Source organism: Tenacibaculum piscium (assembly GCF_021390715.1).
Classification (GTDB): domain Bacteria; phylum Bacteroidota; class Bacteroidia; order Flavobacteriales; family Flavobacteriaceae; genus Polaribacter; species Polaribacter piscius.
The window spans coordinates 76904-100101 of record NZ_JAJGWT010000011.1; the positions used below are offsets into that span (position 1 = coordinate 76904).

16 protein-coding genes and 1 rRNA gene are annotated in these 23198 nt (G+C 31.2%); 8 read left to right on the forward strand and 9 right to left on the reverse strand.

The annotated features are described in order from the left end of the window. Window positions 1–116 precede the first annotated feature (116 nt). The 3 genes from L0U77_RS10580 to L0U77_RS10590 are packed head-to-tail and all read left to right on the forward strand — an operon-like array spanning window position 117 to window position 1678. Window positions 117–689, forward strand: coding sequence for a sigma-70 family RNA polymerase sigma factor (locus tag L0U77_RS10580; RefSeq protein ID WP_233897944.1), 573 nt, complete (start codon window positions 117–119; stop codon window positions 687–689). A gap of 37 nt (window positions 690–726) precedes the next feature. Next, window positions 727–999 carry a hypothetical protein gene (locus L0U77_RS10585; RefSeq protein WP_101917850.1) on the forward strand — a complete coding sequence of 91 codons (273 nt, stop codon included), beginning with the start codon at window positions 727–729 and terminating at the stop codon, window positions 997–999. A 37-nt stretch (window positions 1000–1036) separates the two neighbouring features. Beyond that, window positions 1037–1678 carry an O-methyltransferase gene (locus L0U77_RS10590; RefSeq protein WP_233884701.1) on the forward strand — a complete coding sequence of 214 codons (642 nt, stop codon included), beginning with the start codon at window positions 1037–1039 and terminating at the stop codon, window positions 1676–1678. Window positions 1679–1681: 3 nt separating this feature from the next. Here the strand turns inward: L0U77_RS10590 and L0U77_RS10595 are convergent, their stop codons facing one another. The 8 genes from L0U77_RS10595 to L0U77_RS10630 all read right to left on the reverse strand — a co-directional run bounded on the left by L0U77_RS10595 (window position 1682) and on the right by L0U77_RS10630 (window position 17460). After that, window positions 1682–1963, reverse strand: coding sequence for a Sec-independent protein translocase subunit TatA/TatB (locus tag L0U77_RS10595; protein WP_233884702.1), 282 nt, complete (start codon window positions 1961–1963; stop codon window positions 1682–1684). A gap of 74 nt (window positions 1964–2037) precedes the next feature. Further along, on the reverse strand, window positions 2038–2331 hold the full coding sequence (locus L0U77_RS10600; RefSeq protein WP_101917853.1) for a FoF1 ATP synthase subunit delta/epsilon: 294 nt from the start codon (window positions 2329–2331) through the stop codon (window positions 2038–2040). Window positions 2332–2364: 33 nt separating this feature from the next. Then, window positions 2365–3876, reverse strand: coding sequence for a F0F1 ATP synthase subunit beta (gene atpD, locus L0U77_RS10605; RefSeq protein WP_101917854.1), 1512 nt, complete (start codon window positions 3874–3876; stop codon window positions 2365–2367). 182 nt (window positions 3877–4058) lie between these two features. After that, a complete protein-coding gene (locus tag L0U77_RS10610) occupies window positions 4059–5432 on the reverse strand; it encodes an OmpA family protein (RefSeq protein WP_233884703.1) in 1374 nt (457 codons plus the stop codon). A 239-nt stretch (window positions 5433–5671) separates the two neighbouring features. After that, window positions 5672–8821 (reverse strand): UvrD-helicase domain-containing protein, encoded by a 3150-nt coding sequence (locus tag L0U77_RS10615; RefSeq protein WP_233897945.1) that lies wholly within the window; start codon window positions 8819–8821, stop codon window positions 5672–5674. Window positions 8822–8991: 170 nt separating this feature from the next. Continuing rightward, complete coding sequence (locus tag L0U77_RS10620; RefSeq protein WP_233897946.1) at window positions 8992–11868, reverse strand: hypothetical protein; 2877 nt, start codon at window positions 11866–11868, stop codon at window positions 8992–8994. Between the two features lie 223 nt (window positions 11869–12091). Next, on the reverse strand, window positions 12092–14890 hold the full coding sequence (locus L0U77_RS10625; RefSeq protein WP_233901158.1) for a TonB-dependent receptor: 2799 nt from the start codon (window positions 14888–14890) through the stop codon (window positions 12092–12094). A 227-nt stretch (window positions 14891–15117) separates the two neighbouring features. Continuing rightward, window positions 15118–17460 carry a TonB-dependent receptor gene (locus L0U77_RS10630; protein WP_233901159.1) on the reverse strand — a complete coding sequence of 781 codons (2343 nt, stop codon included), beginning with the start codon at window positions 17458–17460 and terminating at the stop codon, window positions 15118–15120. Between the two features lie 141 nt (window positions 17461–17601). On the opposite strand from L0U77_RS10630, the gene L0U77_RS10635 reads away from it, so the two are divergent. The 5 genes from L0U77_RS10635 to L0U77_RS10655 are packed head-to-tail and all read left to right on the forward strand — an operon-like array spanning window position 17602 to window position 22323. Further along, the gene (locus tag L0U77_RS10635) at window positions 17602–18258 is read left to right on the forward strand and encodes a metal-dependent transcriptional regulator (protein ID WP_101917860.1); all 657 of its coding nucleotides are present in this window, start codon (window positions 17602–17604) and stop codon (window positions 18256–18258) included. Between the two features lie 23 nt (window positions 18259–18281). Further along, complete coding sequence (locus tag L0U77_RS10640; protein WP_233901160.1) at window positions 18282–19193, forward strand: metal ABC transporter solute-binding protein, Zn/Mn family; 912 nt, start codon at window positions 18282–18284, stop codon at window positions 19191–19193. Between the two features lie 54 nt (window positions 19194–19247). Beyond that, window positions 19248–19988: a metal ABC transporter ATP-binding protein gene (locus tag L0U77_RS10645; protein ID WP_101917861.1), complete on the forward strand. Its 741-nt coding sequence runs from the start codon at window positions 19248–19250 to the stop codon at window positions 19986–19988. Then, window positions 19988–21118 carry a metal ABC transporter permease gene (locus L0U77_RS10650; protein ID WP_233901161.1) on the forward strand — a complete coding sequence of 377 codons (1131 nt, stop codon included), beginning with the start codon at window positions 19988–19990 and terminating at the stop codon, window positions 21116–21118. The genes L0U77_RS10645 and L0U77_RS10650 overlap by 1 nt, the downstream gene beginning before the upstream one ends. 44 nt (window positions 21119–21162) lie before the next feature. Next, window positions 21163–22323 (forward strand): metal ABC transporter permease, encoded by a 1161-nt coding sequence (locus tag L0U77_RS10655; protein ID WP_101917863.1) that lies wholly within the window; start codon window positions 21163–21165, stop codon window positions 22321–22323. Between the two features lie 604 nt (window positions 22324–22927). Here the strand turns inward: L0U77_RS10655 and rrf are convergent. Further along, window positions 22928–23036, reverse strand: a 5S ribosomal RNA gene (gene rrf, locus L0U77_RS10660). Window positions 23037–23198: the final 162 nt, after the last annotated feature.

Genomic DNA, 23198 nt, shown 5'->3' on the forward strand with positions numbered 1-23198 from the left:
AAAGTTCCAACGTATTTTATTTTTGATGATTCATAGGCTAATAATATCTTTTTCTGATAGATTGCTCCATCAAAAATAAGTCCTTTTAAGTAAAAAATAACTTATATTTGAAAGTGATGAGCCAAACCAATAAATCCAATACTTTAACGCCCGATAAATGGGTCGATTTATATGCAGATTATTTATTTAAATATGCAATATCTCGAGTAAATGATGCTAATATTTCTAAAGATTTAGTACAAGAAACCTTTTTTGCAGGACTTAAATCAGCCAAAAATTTTCAAGGAAAAGCAAGTGAAAAAACGTGGCTAATTTCCATCTTAAAAAGAAAAATTATTGATTATTATCGAAAAATAAATTCAACAAAAGGAAAAGCTGAAGTTCGAATGAATTTTTATGAAAGTGGTGATAATCAAGGCGATTGGATTGAAGAGTGTATCCCCCAAGATTGGAATAGTGACATTGAAAAAAACATTGAAAATGAAGAATTAAAAACACAATTAGAACATTGTATCAATAGCCTTCCTGAAAAATATGCCATCGTTTTTAGAATGAAAACAATTCAAGAATTTGAAACCGAAGAAATTTGTAAGGAATTAGGGATTACACCGTCAAATTTATGGGTTATTATTCATAGAGCAAGAACACAACTAAGAAACTGTATGGAAAAAAATTGGTTTCATAAATAATACTTAATCTTAAATATGTTCAATAAACGAGCAAAAAATGTTTAAAAAACTGAAAATATCCTGTAATAAAGCAACTACTATTTGTAATAAAGCACAATATAAAGAGGCTTCTTTAATTGAAAAAATACAACTTTACACCCATTTAATTGCTTGTAAAATTTGTTCACGTTATTCCAAACAAAATACTAAAATGTCGCATATCTTTAAAATGAATGCCAACATTTGTAACAATGAAATGCCCTGCTTATCATCAAAAGAAAAAGAAAAATTAAAAAAAGAATTAGCTATTTTAAAAAAATCAACTAATTAATTTCAATATATTTAATTAATATTTATAATAAATAATCATGCACTTTTTACCAGATAAAATCGACCAATATGTTGTGAATCATTCGCAACAAGAACCGAAAATATTACAAGAATTAACCCGAGAAACTTGGCAAAAAGTATTAAATCCACGGATGCTAAGCGGTGCTTTTCAAGGAAGAGTTTTATCGATGATATCAAAATTAATACAGCCTAAAACAATTTTAGAAATAGGAACTTATACAGGATATTCCGCCTTATCATTAGCCGAAGGATTGCATAAAAATGGAACGCTACACACTATCGATAAAAATGAAGAATTAGAAGAACTTCAGGCTACTTATTTTGAAAAATCTGATTATAAAAATCAAATAAAGCAATATATCGGAAATGCTTTGGATATCATTCCTACAATAGACAGCAAATTTGACTTAGTTTTTATTGATGCCGATAAATCAAATTATCTAAATTATTTTGATTTAATTATTGATAAAATGAATACTGGTGGCGTTATTTTATCAGATAATGTACTTTGGAGTGGAAAAGTTGTAGAAGAATTAAATCCTAAAGATATTGATACAAAAATTCTTTTAGAGTATAATAAAAAATTAAACGAAGACCCTCGTATAGAAACGGTTTTATTACCAATTCGTGATGGATTAACGATTAGTCGGGTTAAATAAATTTTAAAACTGACGTTTTATTGGTCCTGTAAAATCATCAATATCGTCTTTAACCTTGGTTACTTCTTTATCGATATCTTTTACAAAATCAGTATCTATGCCCTGATTTTTTGCTGTATTATTGATTTCTTTTTTAATATCATTCGTTGCATCTTTTACCTGACGGATACCTTTTCCTAAGCCTCTGGCAATTTCAGGAATTTTATCTGCACCAAATAACATGACCACAATTAATATGATTACAAAAATCTCTGGACCTCCAATAAATAAAAATGCTACTTTCATACGAAACAAAGATACTTAAAATAAAAAAAAGCCAAACATAATGTTTGGCTTTTTTAATTTATGAAGTTAAATAATTAATCTGCAAGAATAATTACTTTATTATCTTTCATTTCTAAAGTTCCTGATTTGATATCTAAAGTTAATACTTTAGAGTCTGCAGGTAAAGGAATAATACTTGCATGTAAATCATCAAAGACTAAATGATCTTGTGTATGTACGTGTATTTTAACAGTTCCTTTTGTTAAAATAGACACCACTGCGGCGTGATTATTTAACATTTGGAATTCACCATTAATTCCTGGTACACTAACAGCATCTACTTCTGACGAAAACAAGATAGCTTCTGGAGTTACAATTTCTAAAAACATAATTTAATTAATTATTGTTAATTATTCGTTGAATTATGCTTCAGTTAACATTTTTTCACCAGCATCAATTGCTTCTTGAATTGATCCTTTTAAGTTAAACGCTGCTTCTGGATACTTATCTAATTCACCATCCATAATCATGTTAAATCCTTTAATGGTATCTTTAATATCAACTAAACATCCTTTCAATCCTGTAAATTGTTCTGCTACGTGAAATGGCTGTGATAAGAAACGTTGTACACGACGTGCTCTGTGAACGACTAATTTATCTTCTTCAGATAATTCTTCCATACCTAAAATTGCAATAATATCTTGCAATTCTTTATAACGTTGTAAAATTTCTTTTACTCTTGTTGCTGTATCATAGTGTTCAGCTCCTAAAACTTCAGCAGATAAAATTCTTGAAGTAGAATCTAAAGGATCTACTGCAGGATAAATACCTAATTCTGCAATTTTACGAGATAATACTGTAGTTGCATCTAAATGGGCAAATGTTGTTGCTGGTGCTGGATCTGTTAAATCATCTGCAGGTACATAAACTGCTTGTACAGATGTAATAGAACCTTTTTTAGTAGAAGTAATACGCTCTTGCATTGCTCCCATTTCGGTAGCTAATGTTGGTTGGTATCCTACTGCAGATGGCATACGACCTAATAAAGCCGATACCTCAGAACCTGCTTGTGTAAAACGGAATATATTATCAACGAAGAAAAGAACGTCTTTTCCTTGTGCTTCTCCTGCTCCATCACGGAAATATTCAGCAATAGATAAACCAGATAAGGCAACACGTGCACGTGCTCCAGGTGGTTCGTTCATTTGTCCGAATACGAAAGTAGCTTTAGAGTCTCTCATTCCAGGTTTATCAACTTTTGATAAATCCCATCCTCCTTCTTCCATAGAATGCATAAAATCATCACCATATTTGATAATTCCAGATTCTAACATCTCTCTTAATAAATCGTTTCCTTCACGAGTTCTTTCACCAACACCTGCGAATACAGATAAACCTCCATGTCCTTTTGCGATATTGTTAATTAGCTCCTGAATTAATACGGTTTTACCTACTCCTGCTCCACCAAATAATCCAATTTTACCTCCTTTTGCGTACGGCTCAATTAAATCAATTACTTTAATACCTGTAAATAAAACTTCTGTTGATACAGATAAATCTTCAAATTTTGGTGCTTGACGGTGGATTGACAAACCTGCATCTCCTGTTTTAGGTAAATCACCTAAACCATCAATAGCATCTCCTGTAACGTTAAACAAACGTCCATAAATATCTTTACCTATTGGCATTTGAATTGGATTACCTGTAGCGATAACTTCTGTACCTCTACTTAAACCATCAGTTGCATCCATTGAAATAGTACGAACTGTATCTTCACCTATATGTTGTTGAACCTCTAATACTAAAATTGAACCATCAGCTTTTTTAATTTCTAATGAATCGTAAATTTTTGGTAATTCAGCATTTTCTGTATTAAACTCAACATCGATAACTGGACCAATAATTTGAGAAACTTTACCTGTTATTGTAGACATTACTATATGTAATTAAAGTTATTTAATTTGCTAGCGTGAGCTTTAGCTCCTTTTTTCAATGTGCAAAGGTAATTTTTTTAGGGGAATTTAAAAAACCTTTACGCCTATTTTTAATAAATTTAGTAAATAAAAAAAAGCCTCACTTGCGTGAGGCTTTTAATATTATAAATGTTTTAATAAAATTATTTTACCAATTTAATTTCAACACGTCTGTTTTCAGCTCTACCTGATCTTGTTTTATTAGAAGCAATTGGATAGTCTTCACCAAATCCAGCAGAAGTTAATCTAGAAGATGGAATACCTGCTTTGTTAGCTAAGTAATCTAAAACAGCTTTCGCTCTTTTTTCAGATAATCTTAAGTTACTAGCAGCTTTACCTTGGCTATCAGTATGACCCTGAACACTAAAGTTAGCTTTAGAGTATTCCTTCATAATTGACGCAATTCTATCTAAATTAGCAATAACACCAGGCTTAAAAGTAGTTCTTCCTGAGTTAAAGTAAATAGCTCTTGCGAAGTCATTTAATTTCTTTTCAGCAGCTTTAGTAATTACTACTTCAGGACATCCATTGTTAGAAGCAACACCTGCAACTTTAGGACATTTATCGTCTTTATCTAAAACACCATCTTTATCAGTATCTGCGTAAGGACAACCATTGTTATCTACAGGACCTGCAACAGTAGGACATTTATCTTTAGAATCAACAACACCATCACCATCAGTATCAGGACATCCGTTGTTCGCTTTTGTTCCTTTTACAGTAGGACAAGCATCATCTTTATCAGCAATTCCATCACCATCAGTATCAGGACAACCGTTTAAAGCAGCTAAACCTGCAACTTCTGGACATGCATCATCTGCATCTTTAATTCCATCAGCATCTGTATCAGGACAACCATTAAATTCTTTTAATCCAGCAACTTCTGGACATGCATCATCTTTATCAAAAATACCATCACCATCAGTATCAGTACCTCCAAATTTGAAAACTAAACCAATAGAGTGTTGATAGTGACCTCTTACTTTATCACCAAAATCATGCTTTGCTCCTGTTTGGAAGTTTAATCCTAAGTTATCATTAAACCAAGTATTAAATCCAGCTCCAGCATTTAACATTGCAGTACCTTCATCAGCTAAAGAAGTATAACCTCCTCCTAAATATACATAAGGATCAAAATATTGAGTTGTTCCTTTGAAAATTAAATCTACTAAAGGATCTAAATCATACTTTACGTTTGCATCGATAGCCCAGTAAAGCTCATCCATATCATCTTTTTTAAGATATGTTTCAATCTTATTTAAAGACCCAGCTAATTGTAAAGAAAAACCTTGATCTAAATATCTGTCAACAGATATTCTTGATACAGATGGTAAGATATTCCAGTCTGAAGTACCTAATCCGTCTTTAACTAAATCTCCAAAGTTTCTTGCACCTCTTACATCTACACTGTTAACACCAAAACCAACAACCCATGGGTTATCTGAATCTTGTGCGCTTGTTGTTGCTATAGTAGCAAACGTAAACAAAGCTATCACAGCTAATTTGATTTGTTTCATTATAAAATAATTTAAATTAAAAGTTCGTTTTATATATACCGCAAATGTAAGTTGTTATAACTTATTTACAAAAGCAAATCTACAAAAACTTATTACAAAAAAAAGTTTTTAAATTAATATATTTAAATCTGTATAAAGTCTTTATTGATTTCTTAGAAAACACAGTGGTTTCTCCTTGTTAATATTTACAGTTTAGGAGCTAATTAATTGCTTATTAATTACTAAATTTTAAAAAAAAACTATACTTCTTCCACTAAAATTTCTTTATTTATATATATGAGTAATTTTTTAACAACTTTATAATTAATTGATTTTAAGACACGTTCATAGCGTAATAATTGCTGATGATAACTTTTCGATGGTTTTCCTGTTTTATAATCTAAGATCGTTACGTCATTGTTTTGTGAAAGCACTAATCTATCGGGAATTAGGATTTGATTATCGACATCTACAATTTCTCGTTCATTATATACGGTTACATTTTTGGCGTAAAATTGTTTTAATTTTGGGTGATTTACAATTTTATAAATATCATTTTGAATATTTTCGGCTTGTTTTTTATTTATAATTCCTTGTTGTTCATATTGATGCACAACTTTTTCAACATCATTTTGATTGATAATTTTCGCCATCATTTCATGAATTAAATTTCCAAATTCGATGGCTTTTCCTTGTTCGGTATCCCATAATTTCGAGGCACTCGCCAACATATGGATATTATGATTTTGCCAAGGCGTTGAAATAAATTCTTGTTGAATTTCAGCGGTAGAAAAATTTTCTTTATGCGTACTTATTCTTTTTGATTCTCCAAAATAATAGTCTAATTGTCCATCATTCCAACGATTTTTTTCTTTTAGATAGTTGATAAAAATCCCTGAATAATGATTGGTATTTTCTTCTCCTTTTGTAGTGATTTTATATTCTGTAATGATGTGTAATTGCTCTACAGCACGAGTTAGTGCGACATATAAGAGATTAAAATTATCCAATTCAACTTCTTCTCGTTGTTGCTGATAAATTTCTAAACTTCGTTCATTTATTGATTTTAAATCGCTGTTATACGGCACTAATAATTCTTGAAAACCATCAAAATTTGTTGGTAATTCATCGAGCCAAATTTTAGGGTTTATTTGTCGATAAATATCTAAATCATAGGGGAAAATAACGACAGGAAACTCCAATCCTTTGGATTTATGAATGGTCATAATTTGCACAGCATTGCCTGTTTCGGGAGCTACGATGCTTAAATTTTCTTTTTTATCGTTCCAAAAATCTAGAAATTCTTGAATACTTGTTCCTTTTCGTTGTTGTTCCAAAACGATGTCTAGGAAAAATTGCACATACGCATCGGAAGCTTCAATTAATTTAAAACTTCGGATAATTTCTTCTATTTTTTCATAAAATGGTAGTTGATGAAAATTAATTAAATCGAATGAAATTTGATATTTTTTAAATTCTTCAAAAACGGCATCAAGTGGTTTCTGAATCATTTCTGAAATAAATAAATTTTTAGCTATTTCTAGTTTCAAATGATGTTGTAAAAAATAGAGTACTTCTAATAATGCTTCTTTATCATTTGGATGCTGAATTACTTGTAAAACATCAGTAATAAAGGTAACTTTCGCGCTATTTTTGAGTAATAATGTTTCGGAAGAAATAATTTGAACGCCATTTTCTGATAAATAATTTGCTACAGCAACGCCATCTTTTTTCTTACGCACCAACACGCAGATTTCATTTAAAGAAAATGTTTTTTGAACTTTTTGAATAGTTTCTAAAACTTTCTTCGGATATTTTAAAACCTCATCAGCTTTTTCTTCTTCTTTATCTAAAAAGGAAAGGGATACAAAACCGCCTTTTTTAGCTGTTGTTGATTGTTTATTTCCTTCAATAAATAGGTTTTTATAGTCTTGATTTTCCAAAAAATTAGCGGTATGTTGAAAAAACTGATTATTAAAATCAATAATTTCGCTATAACTTCTAAAATTGGTATCTAGTGTTTTTATTTCTTTGTCGATATGAAACGGATTTTCGGCACTAGCTCCCAAGGAAATAAATTGTGTTGCTTTTCCACCACGCCAACGATAAATAGCTTGTTTTCCGTCTCCGACTAAAAGCAAATTACTATCTTCTTGTGCCAAGGCATTGTCTATTAACGGAATAATATTTTCCCATTGTAACACTGATGTATCCTGCATTTCATCAATAAAATAATGCATAAATCGTTGTCCAATTCGTTCGTAAATAAATGGTGCGGGTTGGTCTTTTATATTATCAGAAATTAATTGATTAAATTCAGCATTTAATCGCAAGTTATTTTCTTCTTTGATATGTGTTAATTCAAGATTTATATAATTTAAAACGGCTAACGGAATTACGCTTTTTAAGGCTAATCTGTTCATTAAAAATTGCTGATACAACTTTTCAGATTCCATATATAAAGATAATAATTCTGGTAAAATTCCTTCAATAGCATTTTTTATAGAGGCTGATTTTGATTTTGCATAAAAGAAATTTTCTTCAATACGTTCTCGAAGTTTTGTTTGTTCAAAAAATTTTGCTTTGGCAGGATTTTCAGATAACGCTAAAAAATGCTTTGGCAACATAGAATAGTAAAAATCTTTATGTTCTAATTGTGTGGTTTCAATTATTGCGATTCCTTTTTTTCCAATTTCTAAGAATCGGGTTTTAATTTGTTGTTGATCTTTAAATAATTTACTTTTTAAATTGGTAAAATCGCTTAATTTTTTATCTTCAAGTTTTCTAAAGTGCTGGATATCATCTTCATTTAATAAGATTCTCGAAAACTCATTTAATTCAAGTGAAATATCCCATGATTTATCATCATCAGCTTTATCGAGCGAAAAATCGATTAATAGTTTGGTTAAATCGGTATCGACCCCGATTTTAGAAATTAACACATCAACGGCTTGATTCAATAATGAAATTGCATCCATTTCCACTTCAAAATTTAGTGGCAATCCTAAATCGTAGGCAAAGCTTTTGATGATTTTATGGGTAAAACTATCAATAGTTGTAATTGAAAATGCCGAATAATTTTTTAAAATTGCTTCGACTATTTTTTTGCTTCGTTGCTGTATTTTTTGTGTATCAATTTTGGTTTTAATTTGTGTATCAAGCGAAATTTCTTTGATAATAATTTTTAACAAATCATTTTCTTTTCCTTCGGAGAATGTTTGTAAATTTTCTAAAACACGTGCTTTCATTTCACCCGCTGCTTTGTTGGTAAAAGTAATGGCTAATATTTTTTGAAACTTAAAAACATCGTCTGTTTTTAATAAAACTTTTAGATATTCTTTAACGAGCGTAAAGGTTTTTCCACTTCCAGCTGATGCGTTGTATACTTGAAAAGTTGATAAATTTTGCACAGAATAATTTTTAATGCAAAATAACCTTTTAAAGAATAGTAAACAACTTTTAAAAAGCGCGAAAAATTATCTTCGAAAAATTATCCTCAAAAAAAAATCCAGAGAAGCGAACTTCTCTGGATTAATTAATATTTAAAAATTAGTAAGCAAATTGCTTTAAATTTTTAGGCTTATAAACTTGCGTTTTTCCAAGACCATTTTGAAGTATCAACTTTAGTTCCTTCGTTATAGGCATCTTCTTTTGAAGCATCAGCACCATCAATTTTAACATTTGATAACTTTCCATTATCTTTCATGTCGATGTTTTTATCATATCCATCTAAATGTAAGTTTGTAATGGTAGCTCCAGATTCTTTCTTAAATTGTAATGCAGTTCCGTTTACACTAGAAACAGCCGTTAAGTTAATAAACTTAGGGTTGTTATTTGCTTTATCTCCTTCTAAGGCAGTTGAAAAACCGTCTTTTGTATGAGATATATAACTATTTTTAACAGTTCCATTCCAACCTTCTGTCCAGTCGATTGAATCGTCTTCGTTGTTTTCTAAGTAAATATTTGTAACAGATACTGTTCCTCCAAAAAATTCAATACCATCATCAGCTCCATCAATTACAGCTACATTTTCAATTACTGTACCTGAACCAACTGCGTATAATGAAATTCCATTATATTGAGATTCAGAGTTAATTGAAGCTCCTGTTCCTTTAATTACTAAGTTTTTAATTGATCCTGAACTATCAGCATCAGAAGTTCCTCCGTATTTAAAACCTCCAACTTCAGCTTCAGCTTTTACACCAGCGGTTGTTGTTGCTTTTCCACAGATGGTTAAACCTCCCCAATCTCCAGGTTTCCCTTTTGGTGAAGACATTATAACAGGAGTACTTTCTGTACCTTGAATTTCAATTTTACCACCCATTAATACGGCAATATATGCTTCTGTACCACTTCCTGTAACGGTAATTTTAGTTCCAGCAGGAATGATTAATTTTCCACCAGCTTGTATAATATAAGAACCTGTTAATTTATAAGCTACTGATGGATCTAAAGTAACTTCACCAGTAACAGTTCCTTGTAATAAGTCTGAGTTTACATCGACAGATGAATTTACCCAACCAAAGTCTTTTACGTTTACTGTAGCGGCTTTTGTGTAGTTTGTTGCTGGATTCGCATCCTCACCTTCAATTTTAACATTTGATAACGCTCCGTTATCTTTCATGTCAATATTTTTACCATATCCTGTTAAAGATAATCCTGTAATAGTTGCTCCTGATTCTTTTTTGAATTGTAAAGCAGTTCCTTCTACAGTAGAAACAGCTGTTAAATTAACAAATTTAGGATTGTTGTTTGCTTTATCTCCTTCTAAAGCAGTTGAAAAACCAGTTTTAGAGTGTGAAATATACGCATTTTCAACAGTTCCATTCCAACCTTCTGTCCAGTCAATTGAATCGTCTTCGTTGTTTTCTAAGTAGATGTTTTTAACAGATACTGTTCCTCCAAAAAATTCAATTCCATCATCAGAACCATCGATTACAGCTACATTTTCAATAGTTGTTCCTGATCCAACAGCATATAATGAAACTCCATTATATTGAGATTCTGAATTAATAGAAGCTCCTGTTCCTTTTATGATTAAATATTTAATAGAACCAGAATTATCAGCATTTGTAGTTCCACCGTATTTGAAACCTCCAACTTCAGCTTCAGCATCTACACCAGCCGTTGTTGTTGCTTTTCCACAGATTGTTAAACCTCCCCAATCTCCAGGTTTTGCGTTTGGCGATGACATGGTAACAGGATTACTTGCTGTTCCTTGAATGTCAATTTTACCACCCATTAATACAGCAATATATGCTTCTGTACCACTTCCTGTAACTGTAATTTTAGTTCCAGCAGGAATGATTAATTCCCCACCGTCTTGTACAATGTAAGAACCCGTTAATTTATAAGCAATTGATGGATCTAAAGTAACTTTACCTGTAACTTTTCCTTGTAATAAATCAGTATCTGCATGAACAGATGAATTTACCCAACCAAAATCTTTTGCATTTACGGTAGCTGCTTTTGTATAGTTTGCTGTTTTACTAGCATCTTCACCTTCAATTTTAACATTTGATAACTTTCCATTATCTTTCATGTCAATATTTTTACCATATCCTGTTAAAGATAATCCTGTAATGGTTGCTCCTGATTCTTTTTTGAATTGTAAAGCAGTTCCTTTTACTGTAGAAACAGCTGTTAAATTAATAAATTTAGGATTTTTATTTGCTTTATCTCCTTCTAAAGCCGTTGAAAAACCGTCTTTTGTATGAGAAATATAAGCATTTTCAACAGTTCCGTTCCAACCTTCTGTCCAGTCAATTGAATCGTCTTCGTTATTTTCTAAGTATATGTTTTTAACAGAAACGGTACCTCCAAAAAATTCAATACCATCATCAGAACCGTCAATTACAGCTACATTTTCAATAGTTGTTCCTGATCCAACAGCGTATAATGAAACTCCATTATATTGAGATTCTGAATTAATAGAAGCTCCTGTTCCTTTTATCATTAAATATTTAATAGAACCAGAGTTATCAGCATCAGCAGTTCCACCGTATTTGAAACCTCCAACTTCTGCTTCAGCTTCTACACCAGCCGTTGTTGTTGCTTTTCCACAGATTGTTAAACCTCCCCAATCTCCAGGTTTCCCATTTGGTGATGTCATAACAACAGGCTTGCTTGCTGTTCCTTGAATGTCAATTTTACCACCCATTAATACAGCGATAAAAGCTTCTGTTCCTGTTCCTGTAACTGTAATTTTAGTTCCAGCAGGAATAATTAATTGTCCACCATCTTCTATAATATAAGAACCTGTTAACTTATATTCTTTTGAAGCATCTAAGGTAATTGTACCACTAACTCTTCCTTCAAGTTTAGTTCCTTCTTGGTTAGTACCTGTTCCTGTACCACCTTCAATAACTTCTGGCTCATCACTTCCACAACTAATGAAAGTCGTAGTTCCTGTTAATAATGCCGCTACTACAAAAGCTTTTAAGACTATTTTTTTCATTTTGATTTGTTTAATTTCTGTTATACAAATTAAGCGTATGTTTAACTATTGTTATTTAATTAAAGGTTAACAGTTTGCCTTTAGTGTTAATAAATGTTTACTTGTTTTTTATTGATTTTCTATAATATTTGATTACGTTTTTTAATTTTTAATCAAAAAAAAATCTTTGTGAATTTCACAAAGATTTTTTTGATTAAGTATTATTTTAAAAGTTAAAGGTTTCTTAGAAAGAAAGGCTTAGTCCTAAACTAAGTTGTTGCCCTTTTTTATATAACTGAACAGTTTCATTAGTTTCAATACCTGTACTTGTATTTCTAACTAATTGTGTTTGTTTAATTTCAGGATTTAATAAATTTTTACCGACTAATTTAACTGTTAAGTATTTTGTAATTTCTTTACTAAGAATTGCATCTAAAGTAAAAAAACCTTTTTGAATAATTTGGTCATTATATAAAGTAGCTCTATCATCTTGACTACGAGGTGCTCCTAAAGAAAATATTTTATCTGAAGAATAGTTTCCTGTTACTGTTCCGATGAAAGGTTTTTCCGTTTGTGAGTTATAACTTACAGAACCATTGAAAATAAAGTTAGAAGCTCCTTGTAATTTTGATTCTGTTACATCTTTATATTGAAATTCTTTATGTAAATCTTGATTTAAATACATTACAGTAACATTTCCAGTTGCACTTAATAAGCTTTTTTCGTCTTCATTTTTAATCAATCCAACTTTTCCTTCCACTTCTAAACCTAACACATCTGCTTTATCTCCAGTGTTTTCAAAAATGAAGTTTCCTGATGAACCTCTTGTTAATCCTAAGTTGATAGGATTTTTAATTTGCTTATAAAATACTGTTGCCGATACCAATTCTTCTCTACTTGGAAAGAATTCCCATTTTAAATCGATATTATAAATATCTGATTTTTCTAAATCAAGATTTCCTCTGGTAACACGTCCTGTTGGCGATACATATTCTAAAGGAGCAAGTTCTTTAAACTCTGGTAATGTTTGTGTTACACTTGAAGCGAAACGTAGGTAATTTTTTTCGTTCAATTCGTATTTTAAATTTACACTAGGATAAAGACCTTCGTATTTTTTATTCAAACTACCAATTCGTTCTTTTCCTGTTATTTGATCGATATAATTGGCAACACTCCAATCCATGTTTATTTCATCTTTCTCAAAACGCAATCCTAAGTTTCCTGAAAGTTTTTCATCAAGTTGAAAATCAAAATTTACAAAAGCTGCATAAGCTTTTAAATCTGCTGAATACGTATCATTTGGACGAACTTTTAATTCTAAATTAGGATATAAATCAGGATTAAAATTACTAGCAGTAAAAGTATCGGTAATATTATCAACTGAAGGAGCTTTCATTCCTTTCGCTTTCACACCTACAAATAATGATTTAAAACTTCTTTCTTTTTTACGGATATTTATTCCATAATTTAAAGCGTGTGGTTTCTTTTCGAATTCATCAGCACTTTGTCCTAAAGCAAGTTTATTTTGAATTAATGCATTATAATCGTTGTCTTCAATTTTCTGGCTTGATTTACGTTGTTGATAATCTCCAACGTGTGCATATTGAATTTGTGATGAAGGTTTTTCAGGATCTAAAATATTTACTTCATTTCTAATTCTGTTAGGTTCTTCAGCTAACACAAAGTTGTAACCTCCAGCCCAGTTTAACGTATTGTTTTCGTCTAACTTGTGCTCTCCCATTAATTGGTTTACAAAAAGTGTTGTTTGTTTAAAATTTTGATCTCTTACAAAAGCACCATATTCACTAGGATCTTGATCGTAAACATATCCGAAACCTTTTCTTCCTTGTTCGTATAATAAGTCTTGACTTTTATTTACAACTAAAGTATTGTACTTTAATTTATTGTTGTCATTTAACTTTAAACTGAAATTGATATATCCTGTTGCGTTGGTATTTGTAATATATTTTTCAGTGTCATGTTGTTCATTATAAGAAAAACCTTTATCTAAAATATTCGCTTTATAACTTCTAAATAATCCTTCTTGATAACTATTTGAAGAAGAGTAAGAAGCCGATGCTACAAATTTTAAAGCTTTTCCGAAGATGTCAAATTTATAACCACCACCGATAGAAGCGCCATAATTAAAAGGAATATTGGTTGTTTTCGTATCCCAACCTTGTCTTGTTAAAGCGTCTTGTAAGGCGTATTTTTTCTCATGAAAACCAAAAGTAACATCTTCATTGATGATTGTTTTTCTAAAATCACTTAATTCCATAACATTGGTATTACTACCTCCGCTTAAACCGATTTTAATTCCTTTTTTAGAAAATTCTTTTGAAATAATATTTACAGAACCAGAACCTTGATCTGCATAATTATTAGTGGTATATGTTTTCGAAATTCCTACATTTTGAATGATGTTGGTATTAAATAAGTTTAGGTTGATATTTTTATTATTTACATTATCCGAAGGAACAGGCAAACCGTTCATTGAGGTTGATAAATAACGATCTCCTAAACCACGAATATAAATATCGCCAGTACCTTCACTTTTAGTTACTCCTGATATTTTAGTAGTTGCTGCCGCGGCGTTACTAACTCCTTTTTTTGATAATTCTTGCGCTCCAATACTTTCAATAATTACAGTTGCTTTCTTTTGTTGTAATAACAAAGCACTTTCTTTTTCTCTACTAACGGTTGCTTTAATTTCAATTTCGTCTAAAGAAACGCCTTCACTAGCACCAAGTTGTTGGTTTACAACTAAATTTTGATTTGCTTTTACAGCAATTGCTTTTTCAACGGTTTGATATCCTACAAAACTAAATACAATTGTTTGACTTCCACTTGGAACACTTAAAGAGTATTTACCATCCATATCAGTGGTTGCTCCAATTGTTGTTCCTTTAATAAAAACATTTGCGAAAGGGAGTACTTCTCCGTTCATCTCTTTATCAGAAATCGTACCTGATACCGTTCCTTTATCTTGTGCATACACAAAACTACAAAGGCTTAAAAGAGTAATAATTATTAATTTTTTCATTATACGTAATACTTATCTTGGGTTCTTAATATATACACTGCAAATCTGATGCTATGTTGTAAATCTAATGTTACTTGAAAATTATGGTTGCTTTATTAGAATGTTTCTTTAATGTTAATTAAGTCGATATTAAGGGATCTAATATTAAGTTAATATTACGAAAAACAGGGAGCTTTATGGTAAAACTCCCTGTTTCAGTACATTATAAAATGTATTATTTTAAATGCTTATTGAAATATTTTAAAGCCTAGTGTATATGTTCTTGGCGTTGCGGGTCCATATATGAAATTGCTATCTCGTTCTTTTCCAATATCAAACGTTGTTTGATATTCATCAAAAAGATTTTTAACACCTGCCGAAACTTCAATATTAGTTTTTAAGTTTTCCAACTTAAAATTGTAGCTAGTTTTGATTCCGACATTAAAAAAATTAGGTGATTTTAGGTATTCATCTTGTGTTAAATTTTTATCCGAAGCTAAATGTAATACGTCCATTTCTCCAGTATAAACAAGGTTTAATGCGGTTTTAAATTTTTGATTTGGCGTATAAGTTGCTGTTGCATATCCATAAGTTTTCGGTGTTCTTAAAAACTCTTTTTTGTTTTCAAGAGCATCCGAATTATTTACAGCGGTATTGTATTTACTAGATTGATACGTAAAACCTGCATCAAACTGAAAAATTCCATCATAATTCAAGCGTGTTTCTAGGGTAATTCCATTTACAACAGCGCCATCACCATTTCTTTTTTTGAAAACTTCTCCAAATTCATCTTCGCCAATTCCTTCTAAATAAAAAGCATCGTTTAATTCGGTATAAAAACTTTCAACAGTAAATCCATAGATATAATATTCGGTTGGTTTATCATAATTAAAAGATACGGTATAGCTATTTGAGCGTTCTTTTTTTAAGTCATCGGCAAGTTGTACTCTTGAGATTCCACCACCTGCAAAGGCCATATGTAAATCAGTATCAAAAGCTTGTGGCGCTCTAAAACCAGTTCCCCAAGTGGCGCGTAGTTGTGCTTTTTCGAAGGGTTTAAATAATACCGAAACACGAGGACTTGCTACATTATTAGTAATTGATTTCTTTGTTTTATCTTTATTGAGCGCTTCTAATTTATGATGATCGTAACGGACTCCTGCTAATAAATTCCATTTATTATTGATTTCCCAATCACTTTGAAAGAAGAAACCGTAGTTTTGAGTAAGTTGGTCTACTTTATATTCATAGGCTTTAATTTCATCAAAAACATCATCTTGTACAAATTCCGACCCGATAGTAAGTACGTTATTTCCTTTTAAGAAATCTTCTAATTGATGATTAAATTGAAGTCCTCCTTGAAGCGTGGTTGTATCTGAGTTTCCGTACGGCGGATTTGCTAGATGCACGGTATCTTCGATTACATTTTGAGTTCCAGGACGGATTCCTGTATAATGATCTCTTCCTGTATATTGAGAAGCAAAATATGTAATTAACGAACTTTTATCATCATTAAAATTAAGTTGATAATCAACATTTCCAACATATACATCGTGTACTCTTTCTTCGGATTGCAGGGCAAAATGCGGTGCATTTTCAATCATTTCACCACCATAACGATATTCGTTCATTTTGCTAAAATTGATTTCTATTTTTTGATTATCGGTAGGTAAGAAAAACAAATTAGCACCAAAAGAGTTGTTTTTTAATTTCGGAAGTTCGGAGAAATTATCATCATTATGGTCATAAATTTCACGAGTTCTATTATTGATAAAAAATGAAACTCCTGCATTTTTATCTTCATTAACGACCGTTGCATTTCCTGCAATAATATGGTCGGAAGTTCCTTTAAAATTTTGATAATTATAGCCAATACTAAAGTTGTTTTTCTTTGGGATTTTGGTAATTACATTCACCGTTCCACCGATGGCACTTGAGCCGTATAAAGCCGAGCCACCGCCACGAACTACTTCAATTCTATCAATCATATTAGTTGGAATTTGTTCCAAACCATACAAACCAGTTAGCGGGCTAAAAATTGGGCGACCATTGATTAAAATCTGCGAATATCCACCAGATAAACCATTCATTCTAAGTTGTGTATAATTACAAGTTTGACAATCAGTTTCTACACGTAAACCCGTTTGAAACTTCAATCCTTCGGATAAATTACAAGCTTGTACATCGGCTAACGTTTGGCTGTTTATTACGTTTACAATCACAGGGTTTTTGGTACTTCGTCTGTCTGTTCGAGTTCCTGTTACCGTAATTTGATCTAATAATTCGGCGTGTTCTGTCAGGCTAAAATCAATAATTGTTACTTTTTCTTTGGATATATTTATTCTTTTTTGAGAAGACATAAATCCGATAGCAGAAGTAATTAACGTAACTTTTTTCTGATTGTTTAGCTTGATATTCTCTAAAAGAAACACGCCATTTTCATCGGCAGTTACGCCAAGATTGGTGTTTTTAACCAAGATATTCGCAAACGGTAATATGGCACCTTTGGAAGTGGTTATTTTTCCTTTGATTGTTTGTGCTTTAGCAAACGATGCAATTAATATAAAAGTAAATAAGAGTAATTTTTTCATCACTGTATGATTATTTTTTTAGTTTAGACTTGTTTTAAATTTAATGCAAACATAAAATAATTTTTAGACTTGTCTAAAAATTATTTTATATAAATGAAAAATTATATCTTTGTCCTATTAAAAAAATACTATCAAAAAAAGATGTTTAGTCAATCAGAAGAAAATTATATTAAAACAATTTATCATTTAGCCTTAGTATCCGATAAAGGAATTACCACTAACGCAATTGCAAATATGTTGGTTACCAAAGCATCATCGGTAACCGATATGATTAAAAAATTATCCGATAAGAAATTAGTTGTTTATAAAAAATATCAAGGCGTTACTTTAACTAATTTTGGTAAAAAAACGGCTGCTAATATTATTCGGAAACACCGTTTATGGGAGGTTTTTTTAGTTGAAAAACTTAATTTTTCTTGGGATGAAGTCCATGAGGTTGCCGAACAATTGGAACATATACATTCGCCCAAATTAATTGATGAATTAGATGCATTTTTAGGACATCCGAAAACAGATCCGCATGGCGACCCAATCCCTGATAAACAAGGGAATTTACCCCAAATCAAAAAAAGTTTATTAGCAACATTGCATAAAAATGAACAAGGAGTTTGTGTGGGCGTAAATGATACTTCTTCCGAATTTTTACGCTTTTTAGATAAACAAGAAATCGGCTTAGGACAACATATTCAAATACTGGATAAAGAACCTTTTGATGATTCGTTTTTAGTGAAAATAAATGATAAAATAATGACCATTTCAAACAAAGTTGCCAATAATATTTATATTCAAAAAATCTAAAAAAAAGCAAAATTCTAAAAAACATGAAAAAAATATACTTAATACTCCTAGTTTTATTAGCGATTAGCTGTAAAACATCCGAAGAAAAAAAAGATGGAAAATTAAATATCGTAACCACCACTACAATGGTTACCGATTTGGTGAAAAATATCGGTGGCGATAAAATAAATGTAAATGGATTAATGGGTTCAGGTGTTGATCCGCATTTATACAAAGCCAGTGAAGGCGACGTTTCTAAGCTTTTTAATGCCGATATTATTATTTACAGTGGATTGCATTTAGAAGGAAAACTAGTAGAGGTTTTTGAAAAAATGGAACATCAACATAAAAAAACTATCGAAATTTCAGATGCAATTGCTAAAAAAGATTTGATAGGTTCAGAATTATTTGCCTCAAATTATGATCCGCATATTTGGTTCGATATTACTAATTGGACAAAAATGACTTCTTATCTTGCTGATAAATTAGCCGAAATAGATACTGAAAATGCCACGTTTTATAAAAATAATGCTAAAATTTATCTCGATAAATTACAGGATTTAAACATAAAAGTAACACAAAAAATCAATGAATTATCCGAAGAAAAAAGAATTTTAGTAACCGCTCACGATGCGTTTAATTATTTCGGAAGACAACACAAATTCAATGTCGTTGGTTTGCAAGGATTATCAACAGCTACCGAAGCAGGCGTTCAAGATGTTCAAAAATTAGCAAAATTTATTATCGAACATAAAGTAAAAGCAATTTTTGTAGAAACCTCTGTGCCAAAACGAACTATTGAAGCTTTACAAGCAGCCGTAAAATCAAAAGGACACGAAGTTGTTATTGGTGGAACGCTATATTCTGATGCTTTAGGAAGCGCAGGAACCACTGAAGGAACGTATATCGGAATGTATAAAGCAAACGTAAATACAATTGTTAATTCATTAAAATAAAAACGTATAATTTATACTGATAATCTAAAACGTATAATAATAAAAGAACAGTTAATGAGCGATATAAAATATGCCGTAACCGTGGACGATTTAACGGTTGCTTATAATTACAAACCCGTACTTTGGGATATTGATTTAGCCATTCCCGAAGGCGTTTTAATGGCGATTGTTGGACCAAACGGTGCAGGAAAATCGACCTTAATAAAATCAATTTTAGGCATTATAAAACCGATTGCGGGAAGCGTTGCGATATTTGGAGAGTCCTATGAAAAACAACGAAAGTTAGTCGCTTATGTGCCACAAAAAGGAAGTGTCGATTGGGATTTTCCAACCACAGCTTTAGATGTCGTTACCATGGGAACTTACGGAAGTTTAGGGTGGATAAAACGCCCAGGAAATGCACAGAAAAAAATCGCCTTAGAAGCTTTGGAAAAAGTAGGAATGTTAGCCTTTAAAAATCGCCAAATTTCACAACTTTCAGGCGGACAACAACAGCGTGTTTTTTTGGCCAGAGCTTTGGCGCAAAATGCATCTATTTATTTTATGGATGAGCCATTTCAAGGCGTAGATGCAACTACCGAAATTACGATTATCAATATTTTAAAAGAATTACGAAAAGCAGGCAAAACAGTAATTGTAGTGCATCACGATTTGCAAACTGTTCCTGAATATTTTGATTGGGTTACTTTTTTAAATGTCAAAAAAATCGCCACAGGACCGGTTAAAGAAATTTTTAATGATGATAATTTAACCAAAACGTACGGAATTAATTATAAAGTAAGTGTACAACAATAATGGATTTACAAGAATATTTTAAGCTCGTTTTTTCAGATTATACCCTTCGAACAATTACCATTGGAACGGCTATTTTAGGAGCTATTTGTGGTATGCTAGGAAGTTTTGCCGTATTGAGAAAACAAAGTTTACTAGGCGATGCCATTTCACACGCATCGCTTCCTGGGATAGCTATTGCCTTTTTAATTACAGGCACAAAAGATACGAATGTATTATTATTAGGTGCTTTAATTAGTGGAATAATTGGCGCTTTTTGGATTCGTAGTATCGTAAAAAATACGCATTTAAAAACTGATACCGCTTTAGGATTAATATTGTCTGTTTTCTTCGGATTTGGAATGTTATTATTAACTTTTATTCAAAAACAGCCCAATGCAAATCAGTCTGGATTGGATAAATTTTTATTTGGTCAGGCAGCAACTTTATTAGCCAAAGATGTGTGGTTTATGGCAATTGTAACGGCAATTTGTTTGGGTGTCTTATTACTTTTTTGGAAAGAATTTAAACTCTTATTATTTGATGCCGATTATGCAAAAACTTTAGGATTTAACATCCAATTTATTGATGCGTTAATTACGAGTTTTATTGTGTTGGCAATCGTTTTAGGTTTGCAAACCGTGGGCGTAGTTTTAATGAGTGCGATGTTATTAGCTCCCGCCGCCGCCGCACGTCAATGGACAAATAGTTTGAGTACGATGGTAGTTTTAGCAGCGATTTTCGGAGCATTTTCAGGGGTTGTAGGAACAGGTATTAGTGCGAGTCAAGCAAATTTATCAACAGGTCCTGTAATTGTTTTGGTTGCCGCAGTTTTTGTGGTGTTTTCTTTTATTTTTTCGCCCTCAAGAGGATTGCTTTTTCGTCAAATTCGTTTTTTGAAAAACAGACGTGATTTAGAATTACACAAAACACTTTCTTTTATGTTTGATTTAGTGAAAACTCATCAAGATAAATCGCATCCTCATGCTGTAAAAATTTTAAATAATTTTCAAGGATATACGATCGGAACATTAAAAAAACTAGAAGAAAAAAAATATATAAAAGTACAGGGAAAAATGTGGTCAATGACAGAAGAAGGATACCAATTTGCAGGTAATTTATATAATCAAAATATAGATGATTTAGAAAAATAATCATCAAAATAATTTAAAAAAACACTAAAAAATAACGAACTAAAATGAGTAGTGCTCAAATTGAAATACAATTAATAGCAAGCTTAGTTGCCGTAGCTTGTGCAATTCCTGGCGTGTTTTTGGTATTGCGAAAAATGGCATTAATTAGTGATGCCATCAGTCATTCTATTTTACCTGGATTAGTCATCGGTTTTTTTATTACACACGATTTAAATTCACCCTTATTAATATTAATGGGAGCTTTATCAGGAATTATAACCGTGGTTTTAGTCGAATATATTCAAAAAACAAAATTAGTTAAAGAAGATACCGCAATTGGTTTAGTATTTCCAGCATTATTTAGTATTGGTGTACTTTTAATTGCAAAAAATGCTAATGATATTCATTTGGATGTTGATGCCGTTTTATTAGGAGAACTCGCTTTTGCACCCTTTGATAGATTATTAATTGGAGGTGTTGATATTGGTGCGAAATCACTATGGATTATTGGTATTATTTTACTAATAACGATAGGTTTATTACTTGCTTTTTTTAAAGAATTAAAAATAAGTACGTTTGATGCTGGTTTGGCAACTTCTTTAGGTTTTTCGCCTATTATTATTCATTATGGATTGATGACTGTCGCTTCGATAACTACCGTGGGAGCTTTTGATGCCGTTGGTGCAATTTTGGTTGTTGCCTTAATGATTGCTCCTGCAGCGACTGCTTACTTATTAACGAATGATTTGAAAAAAATGCTTATTTTTTCAATATTTTTTGGTATTTTTTCTGCAATTTCAGGCTATTGGATGGCACATTGGCTCGATGCTTCTATTGCTGGTTCTATGACAACAATGCTTGGTTTGGTATTTTTATTAGTATTTTTATTTGCTCCAAATCGAGGGCTTATTTCGGTACTTTATCGAAATAAGCAACAACAAAAAGAAGTGCAATTACTTACTTTTTTATTGCATTTAAATAATCATAAAGAAGAAAAAGAGCGTCATATTAATCATTTGAATGAACATATTAATTGGCATAAAGTCAAAGCAAAAGCTATTGTAGAGTTAGCCGAAAAAAATAATTTAATTCATATTGATACTCAAATTATATCACTTACTCAAAAAGGAAAAAACTTTACTGAAAAAGCAATCGATTATATTATTACGAATGATGATTCTCAAATCGAATCTATGAAAAAAGACTTTTTTCTATTTCGAGGATAATTTTTTTTATTTCATCTAAAAAAATCGAAGCGAATTTATTTCAGTTTCTCTTTTTCGTCTATTTGAGTAATTTTAATGATTTAAAAAATTATATTGAGAGTCGGTAAAGCTAGTCTTATTTTCAACTCTAAAAAAGTTATTTCTCTAATCTATTTTTCATGAATTAGATTAAAGATTTCATTATTTTTTATTAGGAGCTATTCCCGCTTTCCGCACTCGCTTTTTTTTGAAGAAAAATCAAAAAAAGAGCTCAAACAAAGCTTCAATCGGGGCTAAGTCTATTTATTGAGTTTTGGCTATCTGATAAATTAGTTTTTATTTATAAAATCCAGTCATTTCAAAGAATCTTTTTAAGAGATACGCGTAGTAATTATTAGAGTCTGTTTAAATTTTATCTGAAAAAAATATCAGAGAAAAATAAGAAATAGAATCCGTCAACCTGAATTTATTTCAGTTTCACATCCTCATTTGCCATTTTCCATAGTTTTTACGATGCTAAAATAAATTCAGTATGATGTTTATAGATTAAAAAAGAGCTTTAATCATTTCTTTCAGTTTAGCACAAAAAAAAAACCTCAATCTTTTTATAGATTGAGGTTTAAAAGAAAGGCAACGACCTACTCTCCCACCATTGGCAGTACCATCGGCGCAAATGGGCTTAACTTCTCTGTTCGGGATGGAAAGAGGTGAGCCCCATTGCGATAATCACCTTAAAATGTTTCAGTATATTGCAACTGTATAAGTTAACATATTGGTAAAAATTATATCGTAAATAATCAAAAGAGTTGGTGCTTGCGCCCTTTCGAGCGCAAGACTTCTACATAAGCCTATGGGTTATTAGTAATACTTGGCTATGACATTACTGCCTTTACACC